This window comes from Fenollaria massiliensis (assembly GCF_023347705.1).
Lineage (GTDB): Bacteria > Bacillota > Clostridia > Tissierellales > Peptoniphilaceae > Fenollaria > Fenollaria massiliensis.
The window spans coordinates 1,383,755-1,396,021 of sequence record NZ_CP096649.1; the positions used below are offsets into that span (position 1 = coordinate 1,383,755).

The following is a 12,267-nucleotide window of genomic DNA, read 5'->3' on the forward strand; positions in this document are numbered from 1 at the left end:
TAATAACTATTTAAGTGCGCCTACAGCTTTTTCAACAGCGTTAAGAACCTTGTCATCAGCTAATAATTCTTCAGCTTTATTGATTTCAAAGTACATAACCCTATCTTTGTCGATGTAGTCTATCACTTTTCTTACTTCGTCATAAGCAGCCTTAGTTCCCTTGCCAAGACCCTTATCTCCTCTTATATCAATAGCTTGGCATGCAGCAAACATTTCCATAGCTATAACTTTTCTTGCGTTTAAATAAATTTCTCTAGCTTTTCTAGCAGCTATAGTACCCATAGATACTAAGTCTTCTTGGTTAGCAGATGATGGTATTGAGTCAACGCTTGCTGGATGAGCTAATACCTTGTTTTCGCTAACAAGAGCTGCAGCTGCGTATTGAACTATCATGTAGCCAGAGTTTACTCCGCCTTCCTTAACTAAGAAAGCTGGTAGACCTTCTGATAATGCTGGATTTACTAGTCTTTCTAGTCTTCTTTCAGATACGTTAGCTAGCTCACTGATACCAATGCCTAAAAAGTCAAATGGTAGAGCCATTGGTTCGCCGTGGAAATTACCAGCACTGATAACTGCTTCATCATCTGGGAAGATGATTGGGTTGTCAGTAACAGAGTTGATTTCGATATCAACTTTGCTCTTAACATAATTTAGTGTATCCTTTGGTGCGCAGTGAATTTGCGGAACACATCTTAGTGAGTATGCGTCTTGTACCCTTAATTCACCTTGGCGAGTAATATTTTTTGATCCTTCAAGAATCGCTCTAACATTATATGAAGTGTCATACATGCCTTGGTGACGTCTAACATCAGCGATTCTTTCATCGAATGCATCGATGATGCCGCCCATGGCTTCCATTGTAAGAGATGTAGCAACGTCAGCTAATTTTGAAAGCTTAATAGCATCATATAAAGTTAATGTGCCAACAGCAGTTAAAACTTGAGTACCATTGATAAGGGCTAGACCTTCCTTGCTAGTTAATTCGATACATTCTATGCCAGCCTTGTCCATAGCTTCCTTACCAGTCATTTTCTTGCCTTCATAGAAAGCTTCGCCTAAGCCAAGCATAGGTAGAACCATGTGAGCAAGAGGAGCTAAGTCACCTGATGCACCTAGCGAACCCTTTTCAGGAATACATGGTGTAACGCCCTTGTTAAGCATAGCAACTAGTGTTTCTATAGTTTCAAGTCTTGCGCCTGAATAACCCTTTGATAATGAATTAGCTCTCAATAGGATGATGGCTCTAACGATGTCTTCGTCAAAAAGCTCGCCAACGCCACATGAGTGAGACATAATTAAATTCTTTTGTAAATTTTTAGTCATATCCTTTGAGATATGTACTTCAGAGAATTTTCCAAAACCAGTTGTGATTCCGTAAATAACCCTTTCTTCTTCAACAAACTTGTCAACAAGTTTTCTTGACGCAATGATTTTTTCCTTTGCATCCTTTGAAATTTCAACCTCTGCGTGGCATCTTGCTACCTTTGCCACATCTTCAATTGTTAGATCTTTGCCATTGATTACGATCTTTTCCATAATGTCCTCCTTTTACTAAGTTAGTACTCTGATAAAGTAAAAAGGAACGCACATGGCGTTCCTTAAATCTATTTTTTATTAAAATTGTGAGTAAATAAATAATTATGTATGAATATCATACCTTTCACCTCATCCATAGATATTATACCATAGATAAAATTTATAGTCAAGGATTAAAATTTCAAATCCGAAATATTGGGTATGAATAATTAGGTGATATTATGGAATATGTAAATTTATACACAAGACAGCATGAGAATAGTCTATATGAGTTAAAAAATAAAGGCATTATACAAAATAAAAGGCTCTATGTAAGCTTACATATGAGAGACATTTCAGACTTTTTCTTAGAAAAATATGATTATTTCGTTAAAATGGCATCAAAAAGAGTTCCTAAGCCAGATGATATCAGCTACCCAATTTGGTGCAGCGTCTCAAAGGGAAACTGCTTAAAACCAATCGAGAAAGAAGTCGTTTATGCAATCACAGTACCAAAGGATGAAGTTATTTACTTCGATGGAGCAAAGTGGGATCTAGTTTTAAACAATCAGTACGTGCCACTTGATGAAGATGATGCGAAACGCTTCGAAAAAGAACTCAATGCGCGCGGCATCGACCACAGCTTTAATATATTTGATAGAAAATATGATGAGATGTATGACGATATAAGAGATACAATTGTCGCTAGCTGGGAGCGAATCTTTGAAATTACAGATAGAAGCGAATTTGTTGTTCAGGCAAATCTTTGGCAGATTAAGGAAGAATGGATTAAGCATATAATTTATCCAGGCGATGACTTTTTTGAAATAGTTGGGGATATGGAAGAGACTTGGAAAAATTAATTTCGCGTCTATTTTGCGACTAAGGCTCGTTTCACTCACTCGTTCCTTGCGCGTACGCACTTGTACAGCTCAGTCGCTCGCTCGCTGTACTTCGCCTTATTCATCAAAATATTTCGCAAAATTCAATTTGCTAATATATTTAATTATATAGCACTAAAAAAGGGAGCTTTCGCTCCCAATTTTTTGATTATTTATTTATTTAAAAAAGCTTGTTAATAAACCATCTAATTCAGGATTATATATGATTACAAACATTTCATATTCATTTGAAAATTTTGCCATAAATGACTTATCTACTTTTTTTGCTTCATATTTATAATTTTCTATATCAAGCGCGCCTTTAAGTGCTTTAGCATTTTTAGCTCTAAGCTCAATAAGCTCCTTAACATTCTTTTCATTAGAGTCATAACCTAGCTCATATAGAGCAGCTGCTGCTTTCTTGTAATCTTTTTTCATTGCTTCATCATAAAATTCTTTAAACTTTGTCTTTATTAGTTCAGAATTGTTAAGTAAATCTTTTTTAGCATCTTTTCTAAATGGTATAATGTAAGCATTAATTATTTTAGCGTTAAATTTTTCATTTTTAAAAGAACCGTCTACATCCGCCGTAACAATTGCTTCTTGTAAAAGAGTTGATCCAGATGGATATTCAAATTCAACTACAGTGTATCTACCATCTTTTCTTTCATCTATATAAATAGAAGCTGTATACTCACGGCTTAATGGTCTACCGCCAGCTTCAAATATATTTTTTAGGTAACTATAATAATTTGCAATTGATCTTGACTCTTCTGGCACTTCATCGACATTATGAGTTTCAAGATATTCTAACCATGCATCGTAAAGACTTATAAGTTTATTTAAATATGCTGTTTCAGCGTCTGTAAAATCAAGACTCTTATTTTCATCCTTCTTTTCATCTTTTTTATCATCAGTTTTTTCTTCTTTTTTATCATCTTTCTTTTCTTCAGTCTTTTCTTCTTTTTCTTCAACATCACTCTTTAGCATGATAACTTTATTTTTTGCATCATAGTTAACGCCAAGTCCTACTAGTGTGCCAAGGTCTCTTAATTGCATGTAGTTGTTTTCGTTAATTAGAGCTGTCTTTACTTCTTTTTCTTCGCCATTAACAAGTATTTTGATTACGCGAATAATGGCTTTTGCTTTTTCGTCCTTAATTTCTGCTAGATCGCCTTCAACTTTTTCGTATCCTTTTGCTAGTTCTACTGTGATTAGCTTTGTTGGCTTATCGAAACCAACGTTGAATTGGCATTTTTTAGTATTTAAAATTGCTGCTACGTCTCTAAGTTTTAAATAGTTGTAGCCTTCTACGTCGTATGCACCAACCATCACTTCTTCTCCGTCAAGTGTCACTTTTTTAGTGTTTTTAACTGCATCTACTGTTTTTGATTCAGCAAATGCTGTTGGGATTAGTGTTACAAACATTAAGATTGCTAATAACAATGAAATTTTCTTCTTCATAATATTATTCCTCCTTAATTTGATTGAGTAATTTCATTATACTACTAAAGAAATATAAAAGCAAGACAAAAAAGGGAGCTTTCGCTCCCAATTTTTTGATTAAATTATTTATTTACGTGTTGCTGCTAAAATACCAGTAGAGTTTGTTCCTATATATGCTACTTCAAAAACAGTGTTGTCGCTATATTGGAAAAATACATGTGGGTCGCCATTTTCGTCTGTCTTAAATACTGTTGTATAATCTTTTCTAAATATTTCTACTCCATTAGCATATTCTTTCATTCTTTCTTCAAATAACTTAACGCTTTCAACAGTCGCATTTATCTTAAGTTCTTTTATTTCTTTGACAGCCTTTTCATAATCTTTATTAACTATAGCATCGTAGAACTTAACTATTTGTTCACAAACAGCATTTTTATCATTCATATACTTTTCAGGTAATTTGTCTGCAATAGTTAATATTACAGTGTTGTAGAAATTTGTTCTCCAGAATTCATTTTCTTGTCCAATGTTTTGTCCTTCATATACTACAGTTGCTCCACTTTCGTAGACTAAAGTGGCTATAGCATATCTAATTCCATCTCTAATCTCAACCCTATTACTTTGGTCTGTTATTGAGCCTTGAAAAAGCTTTCTTCCTCCAAGAACACTTAATCCTAGGTTGTCAAGGTATTTTTGTTTTATTTGTTCAATATTAGGGCTATCAGCAGTTGCAAAGCCAAATATAAGAAGAACCATATTGTTTAAATAAGTTTTTTGATTCTTAAACCATTCTTTTTCAGCTTCAGTCCACTTTGACTTAGGAACTTTGTTTTTATTAGCATTTACACTATTTTCGTCTTCTTTTGTATTTATAAGGATAGTTTTGTTCTTAGCGTCATAGCCTACCTCGAAGCCAACAAGCTTAGATAGATCTCTTAATTGAACATAGTTAAAACCATCAATCAAAGCAGTTTTAAGGTCTTTAAGCTCTCCATTAACTTTAACTTGTATCACTCCAACACTAGCCTTAGCTTTTTCTTTTTTAATTTCTTGAAGATCATCATCTTCTTTTTCATACTCCTCACCAAGAGCTAAAACAATTGTTTTAAGTTCCTTCGTAGCAAATCCAATATCAAATTGATTTGGTGTTTCATTCAATAGAGCGGCAACGTCACGTAATTTGATGTAAGTATAATCCTCAACTAAGTAAGTGCCTACCTTTACTTCTTCTCCATCTAGGGCTATTCTTTGATTGTTCTTTTTCGCGTCAACAATTTTTCTCTCAGCGAATGATGTTGGGATAAGTGTTACAAGCATTAAAATAGCAAGTAACAAAGAAATTTTCTTCTTCATAATGCTTTCCTCCTTAATAGATTGATCAACTTTATTATACTACTAAAGAAATCTAAAATCAATATACTCATGAAATTGTTTTATATTAATTATATTTATAAAAATAATAAGAGCAGAATCCTAATGACTCTGCTCTTAAGCAATTTATTCTATTTATCAACTACTAGACTAGCTAAGCCTGGATATTGTTTATTCAAATATATCATAAATTTTGCGCCATTCTTGTAAGTAAATGTATAAGCGTAATCGTCTTCGTCTTTTTCGTTTTTAAAAGTATAATCTGTAGAGAATATTTCTACTCCCAATTTTTCTGCATTTTCACATCTAAGTGCAAACATTTTCTTAACATTTTCTTCTGTAGCTTTAAAATTAAGTGCTTTTAATGCATCGCTAGCATTTTTAAAATTCTTTGCAGCTAATGCGTCGTGGAATTTTTTAATATTTTCTATTATATAATCTTGATCCTTATCAAGTATAGAAGACTTATCACCATCTACTGTTATCATAGGTAATATTAACACATTCTTTAAGAATTTAATGTCACCATCAACTGGTTCAACGCTAAGTCTTTCTATTAAGCTTGAGCCGTTTGGATAAATAAATTCTACAGCGTAATATGGTATTCCGTCAACTTCTTCTATTCTTTTCTTACTTGTATGCTCTTCTATATATAAATCGCTACCAAGTAATCTAGCAAAATTCTTAAGAGATATCATAGTGTCGGCTCCTGGTATTACTTGTGTAAATAAATTGTCCTTTACAATGTAGCTGTCTTTTGTATATTTAGAAAACATATTGTGAAGTTTTTCCATAGCATCTAATTTTGCTGTTTCTAATGCATCAAAATTATCAGTTTTAATAACTTTTACATTATCTTCAGTTTTTACTTCTTCTTTCTTTTCTTCTTTCTTTTCGTCAGTTTTTTCATCTTTTTTATCTTCATTTTTTTCGTCTTTCTTTTCTTCTTCTTTCACTTCTTTAAAGATTAAGCATTTGTCATCAATATCTACAGTTATGCTTCCATCAGTTCCAATTTGGTACTCATATCCAGTTCCAAAGTTCGATTCATTGTCCTTCTTAGGCATTTCTTTTGCATCAACGCTTGTTGATATCTTGCCATCCATAGTTCCACATTTCATGTTCTTATTAATTTCGCCTGTATCTTTATAAAGCTTAGACTTAATCATTACATAACGAGGAGCTTCTTCTTTTGCTTGAGCATCACTATTTAGCATAATAACTTTATTCTTTGCATCGTATTTAACGTCTAGTCCTACTAATGAACCAAGGTCTCTTAATTGCATGTAGTTATACTCGTTAATAAGAGCTGTCTTTATTTCTTTTTCTTCGCCATTAACAAGGATCTTCTTAACTGATACGATTGCTTTTGCTTTTTCTTCTTTAATTTCAGCTAGGTCGCCTTCTTGTTTTTCATAGGCCTTTGCTAGTTCAACTGTGATTAACTTTCTTGGCTCATCGTATCCAATGTTGAATTGGCATTTTTTAGCATTTAAAATTGCTGCTACGTCTCTAAGTTTTAAGTAGTTGTAGCCTTCTACGTCGTATGCGCCTACCTTTACTTCTTCTCCGTCAAGTGTCACTTTTTTAGTGTTTTTAACTGCATCTACTGTTTTTGACTCAGCAAATGCTGTTGGGATTAATGTTACAAGCATTAATATTGCAAGTAACAATGAAATTTTCTTCTTCATAATATAATTCCTCCTTAATAGATTTATTAACTTTATTATACTACTAAAGAGATATAAAAGCAATGGAAATCGCCTTATTCCTTATAAATATTTTTAATACTAAGCTTACAATTATTTAAAAAATTTAATAATTAACTTACTCACATTTTTATCCACATTAAAAATCGCTATTTTACACTTATTAACAAGCTTATCCACTTTATCCACAAGCATTTTTCGCAAAAATAGTACTTGACAAAGCTATTTTCTTGTGATTTTATATTTATCCACAGACTTATCCACAGTTTTGTACACAGTGGCCCAGCCATTCGCATAAAAAAAAGCCTTGTTCGTGCATAAACAAAGCTTTCTAATGTAAAATCTGTATTAAATTCTCTTAAGCGTCGTCCCCATCAACAAGGTCACTTGAGACGTCTGGCAGACTCCACCTGTACTTCATTGATAAAAGCCTGATGACTACTGTCGCTGAGGCTCCCATCAAAAAGGCAAAATTTGCTCCAAATGGTCTCAAAACTATAAATACGACTGCACCCAAAAGTGAGGCAACTGCGTAAATGGTGTTTTTTGTGAATATAATCGGTATTGTGTCTGAAAGCAAATCTCTCATAACACCTCCGCCGCAGCCTGTGATAACCCCTACGAAGATCAGTAAAAACGGATTGTTCATGTAGCCGCGCGCGATGCCGACTGTTACTGCGCTTGCTGTGAATATGCCAAGTCCGATGGCGTCGAGTACTGAGGCGATTTGTGTGTATTTAATCATAAATTCTCTGTCAACACCTTTTAGGCTAAGTATCTTTATCTTTTTTGACAAAAATACGATTAAAATCAAGGCTGTCACTATCGAAACGCTTGTATATGTCGTGTCTCTAAATGCCATGGGAGGCGTAATTCCAAGTGTTATGTCCCTTATGATACCTCCGCCAACCGCTGTGATTATGGCGAGGACCACTATGCCAAAGATGTCCATGCCTTTTCTGATGGCAACTAAGGTGCCTGATGATGCAAATGCAACGGTGCCGACGATTTCTGCTATATAATAAAATTTTTCGTAATCCATTGTATCTCCTCTCTAGGATAATTATACTACAAAATTCGTTTTTTATCTATGGAAATATTATAAATGTTTTAAACTTATAAATATGATATAATATAAATATAGATATGAATTTATTTTTAAAGATACTATTGAGGTGTAAAATGGATAACGAAATTAAATTATTTGAGGGAAGACAAATACGTTCAGCATGGGATAATGAAAAAGAAGAGTGGTACTTTTCTATTATTGACATAGTTGGAGTTTTAACTGATAGTAAAGATCCTGGCGCTTATTGGCGTAAGCTAAAACAAAGACTGCAAGAAGAAGGAAATGAAGTCGTGACAATTTGTCACACTTTGAAAATGCAAGCTGCTGACGGTAAGATGAGAAAAACAGACGTAGCTGATATGCATGGCATTTTCCGTATAATACAATCTGTTCCATCGCCAAAGGCAGAGCCATTCAAAATGTGGTTAGCTGAAGTAGGCAAAGAAAGAATTGACGAAATCATTGATCCTGAATTAACAATTGATAGAGCTTTAGATACATATTTAAAAAAAGGCTACTCAAGAGAGTGGATTAACCAAAGACTTCAAGCAATACAAGTAAGAAAGGAACTTACTGACACTTGGCAAGATCACGGCGTCAAGGCTGGCAAAGAATATGCAATACTAACAAATGAAATTTCTAAGGCTTGGTCAGGAATGACGACTAGAGAATATAAAAATTTAAAAGGCCTAAAAAAGGAAAATCTTAGAGACAATATGTCTACTCTTGAAATAGTTCTTAATATGCTTGCTGAAGCAACAACTACTGAACTTACGAAAACAAAAAATCCACAAGGTTTAGAAGAAAACAAAAAAATGGCAAAAGATGGCGGATCAATAGCTGGAAACACAAGAAAAGAAATTGAGAAAGAAACTGGTCAGCCAGTTATTACATCTAAAAATGCTATAGATTTTGCAAAATTAATCGATGATGTTTCAAATGAGATTTCGAACATTGATGATAATGAAAATAGAAAATAAATATATAGTCGTGACAAATTGTCAACTTTTATAAAAACATTTTACTAATACTATACTAATAAGGAAGAAAATAAATGAGGACTTATAAAAATAAAGAAGAATTAAAATCAGAAATCAATAAAAGCTTTGAAAAATACATCGCTGAATTTGACGATATACCAGAAAATTTAAAAGACAAACGCATAGATGAAGTAGATAGGACGCCTGATGAGAACCTTGCCTATCAGGTCGGATGGACATCTCTCTTATTAAAATGGGAGCATGATGAAAGAAACGGTCTTGAAGTAAAAACTCCATCAGATAAATTCAAATGGAATGAGCTCGGCAAACTATATCAATACTTTACTGATACATATGCTAAGCTATCTCTTAGTGAATTGAAATATAAGTTAAAAAAGAATGTGGATGCTATTTGTGAAATGATTGACTCGTTAAGTGATGATGAATTATTTAAGCCTCATATGAGGAAGTGGGCTGATGAAGCAACAAAAACAGCTACATGGGAAGTTTACAAGTTTATTCACGTAAATACGGTCGCTCCATTTGGCACATTTAGAACGAAAATTCGCAAGTGGAAAAAGCTTGCTCTATAAGAAATATAAAAAACATACCCAAGCAAAAAGCCTAGTTACAAAAATAACTAGGCTTTTTATATATTATGATCTCTTTTTAAACCATGTAATTATCTCGTCAAGTCTTCTTTGTCTGTGCTTTGGCTTGCCAGAGCGGCTTAGCTCGTGATTTTCACCGTGGAATATAACTATCTTAGAGTCGACTCCAAAGTACTTAAGCGCTGTAAACATTTGTATGCCTTGCTCTAGAGGGCATCTGTAGTCCTCATCCGAGTGGATAAATAATGTTGGCGTCCTTACATCGCTAGCGTATTTTAGTGGAGAGCGCTCCCATAAAGCCTCAGGCGAATTAAACGGATCCGCTAAATTTTGATCATCCGCAAAATAGTAGCCTATGTCCGATACACCGAAAAAGCTTAGCCAGTTCGATATTGAGCGTTGAGACGCAGCTGATTTGAACCTGTTCGTATGACCGATAATCCAGTTAGTCATGAAACCGCCGTAGCTTCCGCCAGTCACATGAACATTATCCCTGTCGATGTCCTCGTATTTTTCCAAAACCACGTCAGTAAATTTCATCAAATCATCGTAATCGATAGTGCCAAACTTGCCTCTGATGTTCATAAACTCGTTGCCCCTGCCATCAGAGCCTCTTGGATTAGTGAAAAATACAAAATATCCTTGCTTTGCAAAATATAGATACTCGTGGTATAAAACCTCGCCAGTAACAGTCTTTGGACCGCCGTGAATCTCAAGTATCGCAGGATACTTCTTTCCCTTTTTGTATCCGTCCGGCTTAATCACAAAGCCTTCAAAATCGATATCGTCATTCTTAAAATTAATTTTATCATAAGGCTTAGCCTTCCAAGTCTTTTGAAGAGCTTCGTTTATGGCTGTGACTTTATTAAATTTTCCGCCATCAAATTTATATACTTCTTGTAAATTGTAGTCAAGCATGCCTATGGCGTAGATATCTCCATTATCATAAACATCAAACTCATCAACAGAACCGACAACTTTACTTAGTCTTTCTAATTTACCCTTCTTGTCAATGGCGAATAAATCGGCGCTATTTTGAAGAGTCGATATAAAATATAATTTATCATTTAAAACTCTAAACGAATATCCACCGCCATAACGAAGGTCAGAGCCAACAGATGAGCCGATGGACATATCGAAGTCCTCGTTTATGCACTTAATATTTTCTTTACTCTTGTCAATAAGGTAAACCCTTTGATTTTGGTTGATGCCGTGATCCTCTTGATCAGTCGCAAATACAAAAACATCGTCCCCAGCATAGCTAGGTCCATAATAGCTAAGGTCCATGTCATAATCAAGTTTTACAGACTTATCACTCTCAAAACTATAAACATAAATTTGGCTCTTTATAGGCGCCTTGTCAGTGTAAGACTCAGAAGTGTAGATAATTTCAGACTTGTCAGGCGCTATGTCATAGCTCGAAACATTCGTAAAATCATCAGTAATCATCTTAAGAGTGCCACTCTTCATATTGTATATGGCAAGCGACGAACGAATTTTGTTTATATAACCAGCACCATTAAGATAAAAAGGAATCTCATCATATATAGTATAGTCATCCTCTTCCTTCATTTCAGCCGATTTTTTCTCGTAAGTCTCTTGATCCATATCCTTAAAGTGCCTGATCTTCTCAGAATTACCGATACTTAAAACAAGTCTGTCCTCATCCATGATGCGAATACTATTGATAGGGTACATAAGCCTAAAAAGCTCTTCCCTTTCACCGCCCGTAAAACTTAGACGGTAAACGATAGACGCATACTTCCTTTTTTCATCAGCCATAGAGAAAATGATCCCGCCATTGTCCACAGCATAAGTAGAAGAGACGTCATTAATAGACAGTCTCTTCAAAGAATCATTCTCATCAAGCATATAAAACGAGTTTTTGTACTCATTCTTCCCCATATCAACATCAGTCACAGTAAATACCTTGTGACGACCGTCCGGTGAGATCTTAAGCGCAGATACAGGTTTGTTCAATTTAAAATCATCTATATTAATCTTCATTTTATTCCACTTCAATTAGGCCGTAATTGCCATCCTTTCTCTTGTATACAACATTTATCGCTTCATTCTTAGCATTTTGGAACACAAAGAAATTGTGTCTTAGTAGTTCCATTTGAAGGATAGCCTCGTCAGAAGACATAGGTACTACCTTGAATTTCTTGTTCTTCACAAGCTTAGCCTCATCAGCTTCTTCCATCGGTTTAATATTTTCAAACCTAATCGAATCATTCTTTTGATATCTGTTTTGAAGCTTAGTTTTGTACTTTCTAACCTGTCTTTCCAAAACATCAACCGCCCTGTCAATAGATGTGTACATATCGTCACTTTCTTCCTCAGCTCTAAGGATAGTTTTGTCTAGGAAGATGGTTACTTCAACAGCCTTAGTATTTCTAACAGCCGAGAAAACAACCTTTGCGTCCACATCCTTGCCAATAAACTTGTCAAGTTTTTGGAATTTCTTTTCAGCCACATCCTTTAAACTTTGAGTTAGTTCAATGTTTTTTCCTACAAATTCGATTCTCATAAGCTTACCTCCTTAATAGATTTTCTATCATATATATACCCTAGATATAGAAAAATTAAAACAACTTTATGAATTTATTAAGAGAAAGTAAAAAATAATTTATAAATGGATTTATGGATTAGTTTTGATTTGATTATAGCAATAGAAAAGGACCG

The 12,267-nt window shown here is 34.2% G+C and carries 10 protein-coding genes; 3 read left to right on the forward strand and 7 right to left on the reverse strand.

Annotation, left to right across the window (positions count from 1 at the left end; translation table 11 throughout):
• Nucleotides 1–6 precede the first annotated feature (6 nt).
• Nucleotides 7–1,536 carry a histidine ammonia-lyase gene (gene hutH, locus M1R53_RS06715; RefSeq protein ID WP_249242467.1) on the reverse strand — a complete coding sequence of 510 codons (1,530 nt, stop codon included), beginning with the start codon at nt 1,534–1,536 and terminating at the stop codon, nt 7–9.
• Nucleotides 1,537–1,757: 221 nt separating this feature from the next.
• On the opposite strand from hutH, the gene M1R53_RS06720 reads away from it, so the two are divergent.
• A complete protein-coding gene (locus tag M1R53_RS06720; RefSeq protein WP_249242468.1) occupies nt 1,758–2,378 on the forward strand; it encodes a DUF3841 domain-containing protein in 621 nt (206 codons plus the stop codon).
• 195 nt (nt 2,379–2,573) lie between these two features.
• Here the strand turns inward: M1R53_RS06720 and M1R53_RS06725 are convergent, their stop codons facing one another.
• From M1R53_RS06725 to M1R53_RS06740, 4 genes are all read right to left on the reverse strand, one after another.
• Complete coding sequence (locus M1R53_RS06725; RefSeq protein ID WP_249242469.1) at nt 2,574–3,860, reverse strand: hypothetical protein; 1,287 nt, start codon at nt 3,858–3,860, stop codon at nt 2,574–2,576.
• Nucleotides 3,861–3,968: 108 nt separating this feature from the next.
• A complete protein-coding gene (locus M1R53_RS06730) occupies nt 3,969–5,195 on the reverse strand; it encodes a copper amine oxidase N-terminal domain-containing protein (RefSeq protein ID WP_249242470.1) in 1,227 nt (408 codons plus the stop codon).
• A 149-nt stretch (nt 5,196–5,344) separates the two neighbouring features.
• The gene (locus M1R53_RS06735; protein WP_249242471.1) at nt 5,345–6,904 is read right to left on the reverse strand and encodes a hypothetical protein; all 1,560 of its coding nucleotides are present in this window, start codon (nt 6,902–6,904) and stop codon (nt 5,345–5,347) included.
• Between the two features lie 376 nt (nt 6,905–7,280).
• On the reverse strand, nt 7,281–7,964 hold the full coding sequence (locus M1R53_RS06740; RefSeq protein WP_249242472.1) for a trimeric intracellular cation channel family protein: 684 nt from the start codon (nt 7,962–7,964) through the stop codon (nt 7,281–7,283).
• A 140-nt stretch (nt 7,965–8,104) separates the two neighbouring features.
• Here M1R53_RS06740 and M1R53_RS06745 point away from each other — a divergent pair, with 140 nt between their 5' ends.
• Both M1R53_RS06745 and M1R53_RS06750 read left to right on the forward strand, forming a co-directional pair.
• Nucleotides 8,105–8,971: a BRO family protein gene (locus M1R53_RS06745; protein ID WP_249242473.1), complete on the forward strand. Its 867-nt coding sequence runs from the start codon at nt 8,105–8,107 to the stop codon at nt 8,969–8,971.
• A 74-nt stretch (nt 8,972–9,045) separates the two neighbouring features.
• A complete protein-coding gene (locus M1R53_RS06750; protein WP_249242474.1) occupies nt 9,046–9,564 on the forward strand; it encodes a ClbS/DfsB family four-helix bundle protein in 519 nt (172 codons plus the stop codon).
• A 63-nt stretch (nt 9,565–9,627) separates the two neighbouring features.
• Here M1R53_RS06750 and M1R53_RS06755 read toward each other — a convergent pair whose 3' ends face one another.
• Together M1R53_RS06755 and hpf are read right to left on the reverse strand one after the other, a co-directional pair.
• The gene (locus tag M1R53_RS06755; RefSeq protein WP_249242475.1) at nt 9,628–11,589 is read right to left on the reverse strand and encodes a S9 family peptidase; all 1,962 of its coding nucleotides are present in this window, start codon (nt 11,587–11,589) and stop codon (nt 9,628–9,630) included.
• Between the two features lies 1 nt (nt 11,590).
• Nucleotides 11,591–12,112: a ribosome hibernation-promoting factor, HPF/YfiA family gene (gene hpf / locus M1R53_RS06760; protein ID WP_019214881.1), complete on the reverse strand. Its 522-nt coding sequence runs from the start codon at nt 12,110–12,112 to the stop codon at nt 11,591–11,593.
• Nucleotides 12,113–12,267 lie beyond the last annotated feature (155 nt).

Bases quoted from the DNA above. Each gene is read 5' to 3' on its own strand.
- hutH (WP_249242467.1), bottom strand. From the start codon at position 1,536: ATGGAAAAGATCGTAATCAATGGCAAAGATCTAACAATTGAAGATGTG.
- M1R53_RS06720 (WP_249242468.1), top strand. From the start codon at position 1,758: ATGGAATATGTAAATTTATACACAAGACAGCATGAGAATAGTCTATAT.
- M1R53_RS06725 (WP_249242469.1), bottom strand. From the start codon at position 3,860: ATGAAGAAGAAAATTTCATTGTTATTAGCAATCTTAATGTTTGTAACA.
- M1R53_RS06730 (WP_249242470.1), bottom strand. From the start codon at position 5,195: ATGAAGAAGAAAATTTCTTTGTTACTTGCTATTTTAATGCTTGTAACA.
- M1R53_RS06735 (WP_249242471.1), bottom strand. From the start codon at position 6,904: ATGAAGAAGAAAATTTCATTGTTACTTGCAATATTAATGCTTGTAACA.
- M1R53_RS06740 (WP_249242472.1), bottom strand. From the start codon at position 7,964: ATGGATTACGAAAAATTTTATTATATAGCAGAAATCGTCGGCACCGTT.
- M1R53_RS06745 (WP_249242473.1), top strand. From the start codon at position 8,105: ATGGATAACGAAATTAAATTATTTGAGGGAAGACAAATACGTTCAGCA.
- M1R53_RS06750 (WP_249242474.1), top strand. From the start codon at position 9,046: ATGAGGACTTATAAAAATAAAGAAGAATTAAAATCAGAAATCAATAAA.
- M1R53_RS06755 (WP_249242475.1), bottom strand. From the start codon at position 11,589: ATGAAGATTAATATAGATGATTTTAAATTGAACAAACCTGTATCTGCG.
- hpf (WP_019214881.1), bottom strand. From the start codon at position 12,112: ATGAGAATCGAATTTGTAGGAAAAAACATTGAACTAACTCAAAGTTTA.